The sequence below is a fragment of the Halomonas sp. hl-4 genome (genome assembly GCF_900215475.1).
Taxonomy (GTDB): Bacteria; Pseudomonadota; Gammaproteobacteria; order Pseudomonadales; family Halomonadaceae; genus Vreelandella.
In genome coordinates, this window is the sequence record NZ_LT907845.1 from 3,461,589 (window position 1) to 3,477,759 (window position 16,171).

Below are 16,171 nucleotides of genomic sequence, written 5' to 3' on the forward strand. Positions count from 1 at the left end.
AAGGCACTATTGTTAGCATAATGGGGTTTAAATTAACGTCAAAGGTTTTATTGTCACCATGACAATCTGGGTGCCTTCACTGGCTGAGTTTTCTGGTTCACGCTACCGTGCTATTGCCAGCGCCATTGAGGCTGCTGTTCAGACAGGAGAGCTACTGCCTGGGGAGCGTTTGCCGCCCCAGCGCCGTTTAGCGGATGCGCTAGGTGTGACCATCGGCACGGTTACCCGGGGGTACGCTGAGGCTGAACGCAATGGCTGGGTGTCGGCACGGGTGGGTAGCGGCACCTATGTAAAGAGCCAAACCCAAGACAGTGCTTTTAGCCTGACATTTCCTGCCGATGACTCGGCAGGTGTGATCGATTTAAGCCTTAGCCTGCCGCCTCCCCATCCGCTACGCCAGGCGCTTTTAAGTGAAGCGCTGCTCGCCTTAAGCCAGTCCGGAGCGGCATTAGCGCGCGGCGTTACCTACCAAGGAGCCCAGGGGCGCCGTGAGCATCGCGAGGTGCTCGCTCGCTGGTTAAATACCTTAGGTATGCCATTGATGGCCGATGAACTGCTTATCACCCAGGGCGGCCAGCACGGCATTAGCCTGGCACTCAGCACTCTGCTGCGGCCGGGCGAGCTGCTGGCCGCCGATGCCTTGACCTACCCCGGTGCGATCAGCGCAGCGCAGCAGGGCCATCTTAAGTTGGTAGGCATTGGTCAAGACAGCGAGGGTATGCGTATGGATCTGCTTGAGGCGCAGTGTGCCCGGCAGCCGCCCAGAGCGATTTACCTGACCCCGGAACAGAACAACCCTACCGGTGCGTGTTTAAGCGAATCGCGTCGCGAACGTTTAGTAGCGCTGGCGAGGCGCTACGATATTTGGCTGCTTGAAGATGGCGTGCAGTATCTGCCCGCTGAGCAGCGTGGTACGCCTCTTTATAAACTTGCGCCGGAGCGCACGCTATTTGTGTTTAGTACCGCTAAAGTACTGGCGGGTGGGCTGCGAATTGGCGTGCTGCGTGCACCTAAACCTTTGCACGAGCGGCTCGCGACAGGCCTACGTGCCCAAAGTTGGATGGTGCCGCCGCTAATGGTTGACGTAGTTTGCCACTGGATTAACCAGTCCGAGGCTGAAAAGCTACTCGCCTGGCAAACCCAAGAGCTGGTAGAGCGTCAGCGGTTGGCTGCCGAATGGCTGCAAGGGTTTACCCTCAGCGGTCGTTCACATAGCAGTAATGTCTGGTTGACGCTGCCAGAGGGGAGTCGAGCCGTAGAGCTATGCGACCGGCTACTGCAGCGGGGCGTTAAGGTAAGCAGCGCAGAGCCCTTTTGTGTAGGCAGCACGCCAGCGCCTCAAGCGATTCGTCTCTGCATTGGGGCCGCCGCGGATCGCAGCGAGCTCGTTCAGGCATTGAGTATCGTTGCTGCCTCCCTAACCGAGCGGCCGTTAGCCCCCGCGACGTTGTGAATTATTCATAGCGATCCTTCCAGCGTTGGCGGTTGACCTGTTCTTTGAGTAATTCCAAGACGTCGTAAAGCACCTGCTCGGTGACCCGGTCACTGCCTTCATCAGGCGTCAGCCAGCTATCAAAGCCATTCTCCGCCGCGCCTTCAACAAGCCGTTGAAACTCGGGTGAATGAATCGACAGGGCGACTTCATCCACTAGCCGTTGGGCAACGCCGCTTAATGAGGCTTCCATGGCGCTGGCAGCAGGGTCGCCCATGGGCAGGCGTCGCAGCCGTTGAATTTCGGGGCTTTCACGCAGCGTACGGCTGACCAAATCGCTAATCGCCGCCATGATGGCGTGTCGGTTGTGTTGGTAGGCAGTGCCCACCGAGGTCTCCAATCGCTGGGCAATTTCCTGAATAAGTTGCTGTTTGCGGGGCATGACGACGCGGTCAATCACCCTTTCGGTCAACGAATCGCTGGAACGGATCTGCTGCTGAACGTTGCCCAACAGGCGCAGGGCGATACGGTCGGAGAGCTCTTCCAATAGGATATCGTAATATTTGCCCAAAAACTGGTATGCCGACCAGCGTTTGACGTTGATAAGGCGTAAGCGATGAAGGCGATGCAGCAATGATATGACCCGCAGAATGCGTAGCCAGCGAAGTCCACTTAGCGGAATGCAGCCCAGTACGTCGTACCAATGCACAAAGGGGTAGAAAAACCAGCGATGGTAGCGACGCTCGGCGACCGCCACGGCCCATCCCAGCAACACATCGGCGATAAAAATGCCGACAAAATACAGATCAATGGTAATAAAGCGGCTGTGAATGGTTGTATCGTAGGCGCTATGAAAGCCCGGTGATATCGCCTCAATTCCCTGGTTGACGGGCGCCAGTAAAAACAGCGAATCAAACAATAACAAACCAAGGTTGATGACCACGGCGGCCAGAATGAAAAAGTCCCAGCCGATATGCGCGTACTCAACGCCTTTGGGAAGGTTGTGGTGACGCTCCCTGACCGGCATGGCAACTCCTTTGGCTTTAGTGTGGCGGTGTCGCGCGAGACAGGATCAAGGCGGTGTTTGTGATTGATGCTGCTGTTGGGTCAACAGCTCTTCATGCTCGGCTTGCTTACGCATTTTTTTGCGTAAGGCGGCTTTCTCAAAGCGTAGCTGTTGCAATGGCGTTGCCAAGGAAAGCGGCGGAACGCTGGCGGGGTTTCCTTCGGCATCCACAGCGACCATGGTGAGGTAGCAGCTATTGGTGTGGCGAATCAGTTTATCGCGGATATCTTCAGCGACAACCTTGATGCCAATTTCCATCGACGAACGGCCCACGTGATTGACGCTGGCCAAAAAAGTTACCAGTTCGCCAACGTGAATGGGCTGTTTGAAGAGCACTTGGTCGACCGACAGTGTCACTACGTAATGGCCAGAATAGCGACTGGCGCAGGCGTAGGCGACCTCGTCGAGTTTTTTAAGAATCGCACCGCCGTGGACTTTTCCACTGAAATTTGCCATGTCAGGCGTCATTAAGACGGTCATGGACAGTTCGTGCTGACCGGGCAGCGCGGTTATAGAGGTATCCGACATGGGCTCTGTGCCTTTAGGTCGTTACGTTATACGGACCGCGCCTGCCACGGAGGCAGGCGCTGACATCTTCCTAGGGTTTAAAACCACACTAAGCCAACCGAAATGATGACGCCGGTAATAAACAGCTGAATCAAACAAAAGCCCATAATGTCCTTGGCTTTTAAGCCAGCAATGGCCAGTACGGGCAGTGCCCAGAACGGCTGTAGCAGATTGGTCCAGGCATCGCCCCAGGCAACGGCCATGGCAACGCGTGAAATATCCGCCCCCAGTGCTTCCGCCGCGGGTAGCATGACCGGCGCTTGAACGGCCCACTGGCCACCACCTGAAGGCACAAACAGGTTGACGATCCCGGCGCTGATGAACGACCAGAAAGGCAGCGACGTCTCGGTAGCAAACGATATCAGCCACTCTGACATGCTCTGCGCTAGGCCCGACTCGACCATGATCGCCATAATGCCGGCATAAAATGGGAACTGGATAACGATGCCAGCGCCACCTTTGATGGCTTCTTGCAAGCTAGTGAGCAGATTTCGCGGGGTGCGGTGAAGCACAATGGCGAGGAATAGGAACAAGAAGTTAACGATGTTCAGGTTCAAGCTGCCGCCACGCAGCAGGAAATGATCAGCCAGAAATAGCAGCCCTGGAATGCCCACCAGCCATGCCAGCGAGGTGCTGTTTTCTAGTTTCTCAGCGGGGCGGGTAATGCGGCCTTTGGCCTCTGGCTCATCGTCCAGCAGCTTGGTGTCGACATAAACGCTGTCTTTTTCGTCCGGCATCATTAGCCGGTTAACCAGCGGAGTGGAGATAAACAAGCACGCGACGATCGCTAGGTTAAAAAACGCAAATACCGTCGAACCGGTACCGATAACGCCTATATCATCGGCAGCAAAGTGGCCTTCGGTAGCAATGGTAAGCGGAATCGAGCCCGCAAGCCCCCCGTGCCAGACGACAAAGCCGGAGTAGGCACTGGCGACCAGCAGGCGGTAATCGACCCGCACTAAGCGCGCCAGCTCCTTGGCAAATAGTGCGCCGACCACCAGGCCGAAGCCCCAGTTGATCCAGCTCGCCGTTAGCGACACCAGGGTCACCAGTATGATCGCGCCGCCGGGGCTTTTTGCGGTACTGGCGAGCCGTTGCAACAGACGTTTGACCGGTGGCGAGCTGGCCAGCATAAAGCCGGTCACCAGTACCAACAGCATCTGCATGGAGAAGGTGAGTAATCCCCAAAAACCGTCGCCCCAAAAGCGCAGCACTGCCAGCGGTGTTTGGCGCTCGATGGCAATCGCTGCGGCAGCCGCAATGAGGGTAAGCAACAGTACAAAAATATACGGGTCGGGAAGATAGCGTTCGACCATCTTCACTGCCGGTTTGGATATCATTTTCAGCATGGCAGGCTCACATTTTCATTATTAGGAAGTGCACCGCTAATATACGGGGCCAGAGGATCTTTTTCACTTTAATAAGTGGATTTGACATGCGCTTGATTAACGCCAGCGGGTATGGCGATAGTGACGATAATAACCTATTAAAACTGCTGAACGGACGCAGGTAAATGCTGTAAAGGCGAGCCACAAGCCGTGGTTGCCAAGCCCCTGAGTTAGCCACCAGGTGGGCAAATAAACCGCCAGGCCAATAAAGATGCTGTTTCGCATGGCGGTAATGGATGTCGTACCGATAAACACGCCGTCCAGCAAATAGCTCCATACGGCAATTAGCGGCATTGCCACCATCCAGGGTAAGTAAGTCGCCGCGGTGGCTCGCACCTCTTCAAGGCCAGTGAGTAGCGCAATTAGCACATTGCCACCCAGTGCAAACAATAATGCAGCGCTAGCGGCGGTCCACCATGAAAAGCGTGCTGCCGCTCGCACCGTGGCAGCGAACGCTTGCCAGTCGTGACGCCCATAGGCACGCCCCACCAAGGACTCCGCGGCATGGGCAAAACCGTCCAGGGCATAGCTGGTCAGCATGATAAATTGCAGTAGTACGGCGTTGGCCGCGAGCGCTGTATCACCCTGGCGTGCGCCCTGTGCGGTAAAAAACGCCATGGCAAATAGCAGCCCGAGCGTGCGAATAAACAGGTTAGCGTTAACGTTAAATAACGCCTTATAGGCGGAAAGTACCCACAGCCGGCTACGCAGGAAATGGCCCTTAAGCGTGCCTAACTGGCGCAATACAAGATAGCCACCAAACCCCAGGGCGCAATAGTCGGCAATCACACTGGCCCACGCCACTCCATCGCTCGTCAGGCCCAGGCCCATTACGAACCAGACATCCAGTACGATATTGACGCTATTGGTCAGTACCAGAATCATCAACGTGACGCGGGCGTTTTGTTGGCCGAGGAACCAGCCCAAAATAGTGTAATTGGCCAAAACGGCGGGGGCTGACCAAAGACGTATTTCGGCGTAGCTCCTCGCCAGCAAGGTGGCGGCCTCGCTGCCGTCGAGTAGCCATAGCCCGAGGGAGATAATGGGTGATGCGAAGATAATTAACAGACTGCCGATAACGACAGCCATGATTAGCGATTGGCCGAGTAGATTGCGCACGTCGCTGTCGCTTTCTCGGCCTACTGCCTGGGCGACTAAACCGGTGGTGCCCATGCGTAGAAAACCGAACCCCCAATAAAGGAAGCTAAACAGCGTTGCACCGAGAGTCACGGCGGCTAGATAGCGGGAGTCAGGTAGATGACCCACCACGGCTGTATCCACCAGTCCAAGTAGCGGAACAGTGATGTTGGAGATGATGATGGGCCAGGCGAGCTGCCATATACGCACTTAGGTAGCCTATGCGGCTGTGATGATACGGTACTTCTTCATCAATTGGTCGTGCGTTTCAGGCCGTTCTGGGTCGAGCGGAATGCAGTCGACTGGGCAAACCTGTTGGCATTGGGGTTCGTCAAAGTGGCCGACACATTCGGTGCATAGGTTTGGGTCGATCACATAAATTTCTTCGCCCGGCGAGATGGCGTCGTTGGGGCATTCGGGTTCGCAGACGTCACAGTTAATGCACTCGTCGGTAATCATTAAGGCCATGGGGAGTACCTCGCGAATAACGGGTCGATTGGATGCCGCAATGCGCCAGCCAATCAACCGCGTGTCAGGGTCTAGGTTTCAGGAGGCGTCTTAGGGGGCGTAGTGTAGTGCTTACGCAACGTCTCTGCGACCTTAGGGTGGACCAACGGTGATACATCGCCGCCAAGCTTGGCAATCTCCCGCACGATCGTGGAGGAAATGTAGGAGTTTTCCACCGCTGGGGTAAGAAAAACACTCTCAAGCTCCGGGTTCTGAGCGCGGTTCATATTGGCCAACTGGAGCTCATATTCAAAATCGGAGACCGCCCGCAAACCGCGCAAAATAATGGTGGCGCCCTGTTCGTGCATCATGGTGGTGAGTAGGGTAGCAAAGCCAATCACTTTTACATTGGGTAGCGAGGCGCAGACCGCTTGGGCCAGCTCAATACGAGTGGGTAAGTCCAGGCTCGGGCGTTTGCCGGGACTTGCGGCGACGGCGATCACAACCTTGTCGAACATGCGGGCGCCGCGTTCAATAAGATCGAAATGCCCGTTGGTGATTGGGTCGAAGGTACCCGGATAGACAGCAATATTGACGCGTTGGCCCTGCATCACGTTGGTTCCTCGTCGTCCAGACGGCCGAAAGGATTATCGCTTTCAAGAGAAACGGCGTGGGTGTAGCCCGGAATATGGATGCGGTCCGCCTGAATATCCAGCTCCGGGCCTTCAAGCACCGCTTCGCCAAATTGATAGCGGGGCGCGTAGTGGCCTTGGTCAGCGTCGTTGAGATACGCGGCGGCGTTTTCGCGCACGCTTTCGCGGCGTATTTTCCAAGCCCGGATGGCCTCAACACCGTGGCGCTGCGTCAGTAAGCGCTCGGTCACAGCAGGTGATAGCACAACCCCGGTAGCATTGTTGCCACCGAATCCCTTGGCGTTGATGAAGGCCGCGTCGACGTTAAACGGCTGCGCAATTGACGAAAACCGTAGACGGTCGGCGTAAACATCGTCGGCCACGGCGTCCAATGTCGGAATGCCCGGCAATAATTGATGGGCAAAGCTGCCTAGCGCGCTGACCAATTGGTCGCCCGCCGCGCTACCCTGGGAATGGCCGATAAAGGCCTTAATCGCGACTACCGGCCAATCATTAATGCCATTGGCACGGGCAATCTCATCGAATACGTGGGATTCGGTGATGCGGTTTTTGGGCGTGCTGGTGCCATGGGCGTGCAAAAAGCTGCGCGAGCGCAATGCATTGTCGCCCAGCATGTTGCGCACCAGCGATGCTGCCTTTCCTAAGGTAATGTAGTTGCCGATGCCGGGGGCCGAAATAGACCGCTTGTAGCCGTCGGCGTTGACGAATACCTCTGGCACAGCACCTAAAATATCGGCACCAACCTCAAGAGCGAGGGCGTCGTCCATTAGCAGCACGAATTGGCTGGCCTCGGCCATTGTAAAGCCGCAGTTGCGCGCAAACGGGCGACAAGCGCGCTGGTAGTCTGTGTCAGTGAGAAGTTCTAAAGCATCCAGGGCCTTTAAACTGGCGTCATCGGCCAGTGCGCCCATGGCCCGGAAGCCTTCGATAATCTCCGGAGTGATTGGCGCATCGGCGGTACCGACCATCACTACGCGGCGCCGGCCAGCGCGAATGTCATCAATGCCCAGCCGTAGATTGTAAAGAAAACTCGCGCAGGCGCCTAACGCGGCGCCGGTACCACCAACGCTGCCTAGCACGTAAGCATTCAAGAAATCGGCGGGCATTTGGCCGTAGCCTAACGGCATCTGTTTCGAGGTGGCACGCTGGCCGCTCACCAGGCTTTTCAGCAAGCCCCCCCAGCCCTGGTCGTCAAGTTGGCCAATCGAATTACCCGCGTAAACGGCGATATGGTCCGGGTTTAACTGTTGACGCAGGTGCTCCCACGAGAGGCCGCTAGCGCCCAGGCAGTCACTGGCTCCAAAAACCGTCATCGCCAAACCGCGCGGGTGATGCACGCTGCGGTATAGGCTGGTGGGGTCGAAGCCAGTGGGTAGCTGGGCTGCCGCGCGCACCTTCGGGGACTGCGCATCGGGCAGCAGTGCGTCCATTTCGCCTGCCGGTACGGTTATTTCCACTGTGCGAGGGTCGATATCCTGTACCTGCCAATGGCTGGGCAGGTGCTCAGGCAATTGCCGGCGACGGAGCCTAAATCGTAGTGGTTCGGCGAGCTCCATGCTCACTTGGCGATTGGCCGGCAGCCCAGGCGCACTAAAGCGTGGGTCTTCGTTGCGGCGAATCAGCGTGTGCTTGAGAATGTGTTCGCGTAACGTATCAGCTGGGGACGCCATGGGCTGCCCTGTGCTGTCGTTCCACCCCTGTGGAGACGGCGAAGCCAAGCGCATCAATGTCGCTAGGCCTTCTATTGTCTGGCGTTGCTGATCAGCGGTGAGCGCATCAAGCACGGTGCGGCGGAAGGCCTGATGGCCAGAGGTTCTGCCGGCGGGATTGATGCCGCCCATGCCGACAATCACCGGTAAGTGTGACAAGCCGGGTTCCTCGTGGTGCGGTGGTTTAAATAACAGTTATCGGTAATGCTAGCAGGTTATATAAAGCATGATGCTGATAAGCAAAACGTCTTACCTGCCGCGTTACACTTAATAAATATGACAAAATGCGTATTACTGCCAATGATCATATCACCGGGCGAGCCGCGGCGTCATGCCGCAACCACACTGGACTGGTAGAATCACATTTTTTGCGTAGTTTCTTGCGCGATGGCATCAATGAGATTGCCAAGAAACGAGAGTCTTAAGAGAGTAAATATGCAGCAGCCTTCGCGTCCGGTGATATCTAACCAGCCGGGGCCCCACCATGATTTAGCGCGCCGGGTCAGCCGTGGGCTAACGCACCCGTTGCGCAAGCCTATTGCAGCGCATACCCAGCAGGCGTTTGAGTTGGCGGCTGAATGGCGAGAAACTCAATCGGGCCCTCTGATATTGGATGCGGGCTGCGGTGTGGGGCTATCGACCCGTCGGCTGGCCGAGCAGTTTTCTGATCATATGGTGATCGGAATCGACCGCAGTGAGAGTCGGCTAACGCGGGTTCATGGAGAGCTGCCAGCCAATGCAAAATTGGTGCGTGCCGATCTTGTCGATTTTTGGCGGCTAGCGCATCAAGCTGGCTGGGCGCCCGAACGCCATTATTTACTTTATCCTAATCCTTACCCTAAGGCGTCTCACTTGAAAATGCGCTGGCATGGGCATCCGGTATTCCCCACACTGTTGGCGATTGGCGGCTTGCTCGAGGTTCGCTCTAACTGGCAGCTTTACGTTGAAGAGTTCGCCCTGGCGGTTTCTCAGGTAACTGGCCGGCAGGCTGAGGTGGGCGCATGGGCCCCTGACGGCGATTATTTAACGCCCTTCGAGGCCAAGTACCATCAAAGCGGCCAAGCATTATGGCGTTTACGCGTTGCTTTGGAGCCTACATGACCTTTGTTTATTTGGTGCTGGCAATCATTGCCGAGGTGGTTGCCACCAGCGCGCTAAAAGCTTCCATGGGGTTTACGCGGCCGTTGCCAAGCCTGCTGGTGGTTGGTGGGTATGCAGTGGCCTTCTATCTGCTGAGCCTAGTACTGCGTAGCCTGCCCGTGGGGCTCACCTATGCTATTTGGGCGGGGCTGGGCATCGTACTGGTCACGCTGGTGGGCGTGGTGGTTTTCGGTGAAAAACCGGATGCGCCGGCTGTGGTAGGGATTGGCTTGATTGTAGCCGGCGTTGTCATGCTGCAAGTATTTTCGAAAATGAGCGTGCACTGAGGAGAAGCGGATGTTCCGCATTGGCTGGCGGCGTTGTATTGGCAGGCACTGGGCATGGCGGTCGGCCGTGGGGATAGTGAGCGTATTGGTGAGTTGTCCGCTATGGGCCGACTTTACCCGCGTGGGGCAACTGCAGAGCAAAGGCTTTGCCGTTAGCGCCGAGGCACGCTTGCTCAATGATGACGCTAACACAGCACCGCTGGCGAGTATTGAGCCGACGAGACAGCTCTCTCCCGCATCGGTTAGCAAGGCGTACTTGGCCGCCGCTGCGTTACAGCGCTTTGGGCCCCAACATCGCTTTACCAGTCGACTGGTAAGTGCTGGGCGTCTTGACGATGGCGTTCTGCGCGGTGATTTAGTGTTTGAGGGAGGCGGCGACCCGGGGCTGACCACCGAAGACATGTGGCGCTTGGTGCAGCGGTTGCAGCAGGCGGGTGTTCGTGAGGTTGAGGGTGCATTAGTGGTTAACCAGTGGCGCTTTGGCCCTGTGGAGTGTATTACCACTGACCGCTGCGATGCGTTATCGCGTGTAGCAAATGCTTACAGCGCTCCACTATCGTCGGCAGGTGTTAATTTCGGTAGCTGGTGTGCCAACGTGGCTCCCGCCTTGGTGCCCGATACGCCGGCGCGTATATCGCTATGTGACGGCCAGTTATTGCAGATGACGATTGAAAACCGGGTAGTGACTAAGCCCGATAACAGCGGCACTGAGATCAACGCCGAACGGATTACCACCGAAAACGGGGATGTGCTGCGCTTGAGTGGTCAAATATCAACCAATGCTCAGGCGCGGGATGTCTATCGTGGCGCGGGCGACGCGGCTGAGGCCACCGCTGAGGTGCTGATGGGAATGCTCCGTCAGGCAGGCATTAACGTTCGCGATACGTGGCGACTGACATCAGAGCGACCGCCCAGTAATGCCCAGCGGCTTGCCGAAGTAGATAGCAAGCCCCTGCAAGAGTTGCTGTTGCGCATCATGAATTACTCAAATAACTATATGGCCGATGTGTTGACCCTCAATCTGATAGAACCCCCTCAGGCACAGCTTCGCCAAGCAGGAGGAGCGCTTGAACGTTATGCTCAGAGCCTGCCAGGGCACGGCCCTGTGACCTTGCACAGTGGCAGCGGCTTGACCACTGAGAATCGCACGTCGGCGCATGGCATTAATGTGATGCTGGCCGAGATGTACCATGAAAGCCCGCTCTTCCCGAGCTTTATTGCGACCTTTCAATCCCCCGCTAACGGCGTGATGCGTTTTATCAGAAGAGGCTCCGATACCTTTCAACACAACGTCATGCTAAAAACCGGTACGTTAAACCAGCCGTTTGCTGTGCGCGCTGCCGCCGGTTACTTTCGTACCGCGCAGGGGCGCTGGGGGGTATTCAGTGTGCTGGTTAACGGTAATGCCAGCACGCCCTATTTAAACTGGTCACAAGTGCTGGATCCGCTGTCGAAAGATCTTGATGCGATGATACTCGCGAATTGACGACTTTATTTTGAGGCAACTGCCATGAAACCAGGGCATACCGGCTTGACGCATTTGGCGCACTCCACGCGCTATTCTTTGAAAGGATTGAAAGCGGCGTTTCACAACGAAGCCGCATTTCGTCAAGAGGTTGCTATTACCGCCATTTTGCTACCGCTAGCCTGGTGGATTGGCGATGGGCCAGTGAGTTGGCTGCTGTTGGTTGGCAGTTGCTTTATCGTATTGATCGTTGAGTTGCTCAACAGTGCGATTGAAAACGTCGTGGATCGCATTGGTACTGAGCACCACGAACTCTCTGGACGGGCTAAAGATATTGGTTCAGCCGCAGTGATGCTGTCATTGATGCTCGCGGGGCTCACCTGGGGGCTGCTAGGCTGGCAAAAATTCATCGGCTAGCCTCTAGGGCAGCGAGGTCATTATGCAACTCAATGAAGCGTTTTTACCGTTTGACACCTTACCCAAAGCGCTTCAACCGGTGACCGAGAAAGCGTGGCAGCGGTTATGTGAGGCGCTTTCACAGGCGGATAACGTGGCCGAAATGAGCGATCAGCCGCTGCCATCCGCTGACTGGTCAGCCCTTTCAGCCGAGCGTCGTAGGTCGTTGGCGCGTGTATTAGCCATCTCTCGCTTTGCGCTGGATACGTTGATCCGTTATCCCCACTGGCTGGCGACGCTAGACAGCGGCGGCGAGCTGGATGCCACGCCCACTCGAGAAGACCAGGCCCGATTACTCTCTGATGCGTTAGACGAGGCCGACGATGAGGACGCCATGCAGCGCGCCATTCGGCGCTTTAGACGTGCGCGTATGCTGGCTATCGTATGGCGCGACCTCAACCGGCCGGCGGGTTACACCATGTGGGATACTGCCCGTGCGGTTTCCCAGCTGGCAGAAATTTGTCTTGAGGCGGCGCTTGCCTGGCTCGAGCAGTTTTATGCCCCGCGCTGGGGATTGCCAGCGCTAACCTGTGATGGTGAACCCCAGCGTCTGGTAGTGCTTGGCATGGGCAAGCTAGGCGCCGGGGAGCTTAATTTATCCTCGGATATCGATCTTATTTTTGCGTTTGCTGAAAACGGTGAAACCCAGGGCGGCCGCAAATCATTGGAGCACCAAGAATATTTCACCAAATTAGGCCAGAAATTAATCGCTGCTTTGGATGCCATGACCGCTGATGGTTTTGTCTTCCGTGTCGACATGCGCTTACGTCCGTTAGGTGACGGTGGGCCACTGGTGGGCAGTTTTGCGATGCTGTCCAGCTACTATCAGGATCAGGGCCGCGAGTGGGAGCGCTATGCCATGCTCAAGGCGCGTCCGGTAGCAGGGGATACCTCGGCAGGTGCAGAGCTACTCGCGAGCCTGCGGCCCTTTGTTTACCGCCGGTACCTGGATTTTGGAGCGATTGAATCGCTGCGTGAACTAAAGGCGATGATCAATCGTGAAGTAAAGCGCAAGGGTATGCAGCACAACATCAAACTGGGGCCTGGCGGTATTCGTGAGGTCGAGTTTGTGGTTCAGGCGTTTCAACTGATTCGCGGCGGGCGTGACACCGAGCTTCAGGTGGCCTCGTTATACGTAGCGTTAACGCGCTTGCCGGCACTTGGGCTTCTGCCTCAAACGGTGGTAGACGACCTGCTACCTGATTACGCATTTCTGCGTGATATCGAGCACGCGCTGCAAGCTCTGGAAGACCGTCAAACACAAACGCTGCCCGACGAGGAAGCCGACCGTGAACGGGTGGCGTTTGCCATGGGGCACGATGATTGGCCAAGTCTGGTTCACCAGTTAGAAGAAGTGCGCGAGCGCGTCCGCCAGCATTTCGATGCGGTGATTGCCGAGCCCGAGGAGGAAGTAGAAAACGCCAGCGACGAACAAACGCTTGGGCTTGACCAGTGGCGGTTGCTATGGCGCGGTGAGTTGGAGCAAGAAGATGCTTTGGCCCAGCTGGAGCAAGCCGGCTTTAAGGCGCCAGACAAGATACTCACTCGGCTGTCTCGTCTGTATCAATCGCGCCAAGTGCAAAGCATGCAGCGGATTGGCTTTGAGCGTTTGGATGCGTTAATGCCACTTCTGTTGGATGCCGTTGCCGACAATGACACCCCCGATACCGCGCTTTCGCGCGTTCAACCGCTTATTGAAGCCGTTCTGCGGCGTACGGCATATTTGGCCCTGTTGCGCGAGAATCCTCACGCGCTTGAGCACTTGATGCGGCTATGCGCTGCTAGCCCGTGGATTGCCGAGCAGCTGGCCCGTTACCCAATTCTGTTGGATGAATTGCTGACCCCCGACACCTTGTATACGCCAGCCGACAAAGGCCGCTTGGCGGATGAGCTGCGCCAAACGCTGAACCGGCTTCCCGAGGATGATGAAGAAGCACAGCTAGAGGCGTTACGAGTCTTTAAACATGCTCAAATGCTGCACGTGGCAGCCTCTGATATCGCGGGCACCCGGCATCTGATGAAAGTAAGTGATTACTTAACTTACATCGCCGAGGTCATTCTGGATGCTGTCTTGGCGATGGCCTGGAAGCACCTTGCCACTAAGCATGGCGTGCCGAGTGGCTATAGTACGCGGGAACCCGCGTTTTTGATTATCGGCTACGGCAAGCTAGGAGGTATTGAACTGGGCTATGGATCTGATCTGGACTTGGTCTTCCTCCACGACAGCGATGGCAAGGGAGCAACCGATGGGCCACGGCCTATCGATACGCCGGTATTTTTTACCCGGCTAGGCCAGCGGATTATTCATTTGCTGACGGCTATCACCCCAACAGGCAGCCTCTACGAAGTTGATATGCGCCTTAGACCCTCGGGTAATTCCGGCTTGCTGGTCACCTCGCTTTCGGCCTTTGCCGAGTATCAGCGTCAGCAAGCCTGGACCTGGGAACATCAGGCACTGGTTCGCGCGCGGGTGGTTGCGGGTAATGAGACGCTGGCGGATAAGTTTGACCAACTGCGTGGGGACATTTTAGGGCGCGAGCGGGATACTAACGCGCTGCGCGATGATGTGGTCAACATGCGCCACAAAATGCGCGAACACCTTGCCACCAAAACTGAGGACGGCAGCTTCAACCTGAAGCACGATGCCGGTGGCATGGTGGATATTGAATTCCTCTGTCAATACGCGGTGTTAGCACTTGCTAACCAGACACCTGCGCTGCTGACATATCGTGACAATATCCGCATTTTAGAGACCTTGGCTGAGAGTGAGCACTTACCGCAGGAAGAGGCAGAGCGGCTGCGCGAAGCGTATTTAGCGTACCGTAGTGCCACCCATCGGGCCGCGTTAACCGGTGATAAAGCGGTTGGCCGGGCCGCTGATTATGAGGCTCACCGCGAGGTGGTGACCTCGCTATGGCAGCGTTTTCTGGAGCCTTAACGGCACGCAAGGATATTCGATGAACGGCAGGTTACAGGGAAAGAGGGCGCGATGATTGGCAACATTCTCGCTACGTTGCTGCCCGTGTTTTTAATTGCTGGGGCAGGTGCAGCATATGGGCGTTTTCGCACCCCGGACATTCGCAGCTTAAACACGCTGAACATGGAATTGTTTGTACCGCTTTTGGTGTTTGCGGTACTGGCCGACCGACAGGCACCATTGGCTGATTACGCCTGGCTGGCAGGCGCTGCCGTGATGGTGGTATTGGGGTCTGGCGTGCTGTTGTGGCCGCTCGCCCGCTGGCTGCATCTGGATGTTAAAACCTTTCTGCCGCCGATGATGTTCAATAACGCCGGCAATATGGGCGTTCCTTTGCTAGTGCTGGCTTTCGGTGAACAGGCACTTCCGGCGGCGGTGGTGGTGTTTATCGTCGAAATGTTGTTGCATTTTTCGGTGGGGCTTTACATGCTCAATCCACGTACTTCACTGTGGCGTTTGCTACGCATGCCGATTGTGGCAGCGAGTCTGGCGGGGCTGGCTATCAATATAAGCGGGCTGCCCCTGCCAGTGTGGCTATTAGACGCCATGAATATGCTAGGCGGGGTATGTATCCCGTTAATGCTGTTTGCCCTTGGGGTGCGATTACTCGATATTGACTTCAGCGATTGGCGTACCGGTCTACTCGGTGCGTTGCTTTGCCCGTTATCGGGACTCGTCATTGCACTACCGTTAATTGTACTGTTGCCGCTTAATAGCTTACAGGCGGCTGTGCTGCTGGTATTTGCTGCATTACCGCCTGCCGTGTTGAATTACTTAGTGGCCGAGCAATATCGTTTAGCCCCCCAGAAAGTGGCTTCCATCGTATTGATCGGCAACCTGGGTAGTTTAATCGTGATGCCACTGACGCTTGCAGCCGCGTTCATTTGGCTTCACGCGCCTCAATAGTCAGTTCTAGCCGCGATATCATAGGGCGAGTATCAACCGTCGGCGTTATTTTGTGTCATTGCCCGCTTTCTCTGCCGCGTCGTTTTTAATTTCGTACTGTCCTTCCAAAACGTCATGGCGGCCAGTGCCTGATGAGGGCCCAGAGCGGTTTCCACCGATATCCTGGGCTTGTTGGGCGCGCATCTGCTCCATACGTTTTTTCATCTTATGGCGGACAAACGGCATCATTGCCCAGCCGATGAGTAGGAAAAACAAACCCAATACGACGCCGACAATCATCAGCGCGCCAAACGCCAGCCAAGTGAATAAAAGCTTTAGGCTGCCCATGACGCCATTTGGCTGGGTCTTTGCAGCTCGGGCGCGCCACTGATGAGCGGCCTGCCAAGCGGCGTTACGTTGATCTCGATTCATTTGTGGCATTGATGCCTCCTCAATCGGTACAGCCTTTGGAACGCGTCCGTTGGGGAGAGTTCAGGCAACGCGTTAAATCGCCGTTACATGCAGTGCGGCCATGCAGGTGTTACGATTTTCATCAGGCGCA

Annotated in this window: 15 protein-coding genes; 7 read left to right on the forward strand and 8 right to left on the reverse strand. The window is 56.2% G+C overall.

The genetic code is table 11. From position 1 onward, the window contains the following. The first annotated feature begins 58 nt into the window (after positions 1 to 58). The gene (locus tag CPH17_RS16280; RefSeq protein ID WP_074395283.1) at positions 59 to 1,453 is read left to right on the forward strand and encodes an aminotransferase-like domain-containing protein; all 1,395 of its coding nucleotides are present in this window, start codon (positions 59 to 61) and stop codon (positions 1,451 to 1,453) included. 1 nt (position 1,454) lies between these two features. On the opposite strand, the gene CPH17_RS16285 is transcribed toward CPH17_RS16280, so the two are convergent. From CPH17_RS16285 to CPH17_RS16315, 7 genes are all read right to left on the reverse strand, one after another. Further along, positions 1,455 to 2,459, reverse strand: coding sequence for a hypothetical protein (locus CPH17_RS16285; RefSeq protein ID WP_074395284.1), 1,005 nt, complete (start codon positions 2,457 to 2,459; stop codon positions 1,455 to 1,457). Between the two features lie 45 nt (positions 2,460 to 2,504). Then, positions 2,505 to 3,026 (reverse strand): acyl-CoA thioesterase, encoded by a 522-nt coding sequence (locus CPH17_RS16290; RefSeq protein ID WP_074395285.1) that lies wholly within the window; start codon positions 3,024 to 3,026, stop codon positions 2,505 to 2,507. A 77-nt stretch (positions 3,027 to 3,103) separates the two neighbouring features. Beyond that, the gene (locus tag CPH17_RS16295) at positions 3,104 to 4,414 is read right to left on the reverse strand and encodes a short-chain fatty acid transporter (RefSeq protein ID WP_074395286.1); all 1,311 of its coding nucleotides are present in this window, start codon (positions 4,412 to 4,414) and stop codon (positions 3,104 to 3,106) included. Positions 4,415 to 4,510: 96 nt separating this feature from the next. Beyond that, positions 4,511 to 5,800 carry an MATE family efflux transporter gene (locus CPH17_RS16300; RefSeq protein WP_074395287.1) on the reverse strand — a complete coding sequence of 430 codons (1,290 nt, stop codon included), beginning with the start codon at positions 5,798 to 5,800 and terminating at the stop codon, positions 4,511 to 4,513. Between the two features lie 9 nt (positions 5,801 to 5,809). Beyond that, the gene (locus tag CPH17_RS16305; RefSeq protein ID WP_074395288.1) at positions 5,810 to 6,058 is read right to left on the reverse strand and encodes a YfhL family 4Fe-4S dicluster ferredoxin; all 249 of its coding nucleotides are present in this window, start codon (positions 6,056 to 6,058) and stop codon (positions 5,810 to 5,812) included. Positions 6,059 to 6,129: 71 nt separating this feature from the next. Next, the gene (coaD, locus tag CPH17_RS16310; protein WP_074395289.1) at positions 6,130 to 6,648 is read right to left on the reverse strand and encodes a pantetheine-phosphate adenylyltransferase; all 519 of its coding nucleotides are present in this window, start codon (positions 6,646 to 6,648) and stop codon (positions 6,130 to 6,132) included. Then, positions 6,648 to 8,531: a beta-ketoacyl synthase gene (locus CPH17_RS16315; protein ID WP_074398405.1), complete on the reverse strand. Its 1,884-nt coding sequence runs from the start codon at positions 8,529 to 8,531 to the stop codon at positions 6,648 to 6,650. Before CPH17_RS16315 ends, coaD begins: the two co-directional genes overlap by 1 nt. 303 nt (positions 8,532 to 8,834) lie before the next feature. On the opposite strand from CPH17_RS16315, the gene trmB reads away from it, so the two are divergent. Genes trmB through CPH17_RS16345 form a run of 6 tightly spaced genes read left to right on the forward strand, consistent with a single transcriptional unit; the run spans position 8,835 to position 15,630 of the window. Then, positions 8,835 to 9,500, forward strand: a complete 666-nt coding sequence (gene trmB, locus CPH17_RS16320; protein WP_074395290.1) for a tRNA (guanine(46)-N(7))-methyltransferase TrmB — start codon at positions 8,835 to 8,837, stop codon at positions 9,498 to 9,500. Then, positions 9,497 to 9,826: a DMT family transporter gene (locus CPH17_RS16325; protein ID WP_074395291.1), complete on the forward strand. Its 330-nt coding sequence runs from the start codon at positions 9,497 to 9,499 to the stop codon at positions 9,824 to 9,826. Before trmB ends, CPH17_RS16325 begins: the two co-directional genes overlap by 4 nt. A 10-nt stretch (positions 9,827 to 9,836) precedes the next feature. After that, positions 9,837 to 11,312: a D-alanyl-D-alanine carboxypeptidase/D-alanyl-D-alanine endopeptidase gene (dacB, locus tag CPH17_RS16330; protein WP_074395292.1), complete on the forward strand. Its 1,476-nt coding sequence runs from the start codon at positions 9,837 to 9,839 to the stop codon at positions 11,310 to 11,312. Between the two features lie 24 nt (positions 11,313 to 11,336). Further along, the gene (locus tag CPH17_RS16335) at positions 11,337 to 11,708 is read left to right on the forward strand and encodes a diacylglycerol kinase (RefSeq protein ID WP_074395293.1); all 372 of its coding nucleotides are present in this window, start codon (positions 11,337 to 11,339) and stop codon (positions 11,706 to 11,708) included. Between the two features lie 22 nt (positions 11,709 to 11,730). Beyond that, on the forward strand, positions 11,731 to 14,685 hold the full coding sequence (glnE, locus tag CPH17_RS16340; RefSeq protein WP_074395294.1) for a bifunctional [glutamate--ammonia ligase]-adenylyl-L-tyrosine phosphorylase/[glutamate--ammonia-ligase] adenylyltransferase: 2,955 nt from the start codon (positions 11,731 to 11,733) through the stop codon (positions 14,683 to 14,685). A gap of 51 nt (positions 14,686 to 14,736) precedes the next feature. Further along, entirely contained in the window at positions 14,737 to 15,630 is an 894-nt protein-coding gene (locus CPH17_RS16345; protein ID WP_074395295.1) for an AEC family transporter, read from the forward strand. A gap of 45 nt (positions 15,631 to 15,675) precedes the next feature. Here the strand turns inward: CPH17_RS16345 and CPH17_RS16350 are convergent, their stop codons facing one another. After that, positions 15,676 to 16,050, reverse strand: a complete 375-nt coding sequence (locus CPH17_RS16350; protein ID WP_074395296.1) for a hypothetical protein — start codon at positions 16,048 to 16,050, stop codon at positions 15,676 to 15,678. Positions 16,051 to 16,171: the final 121 nt, after the last annotated feature.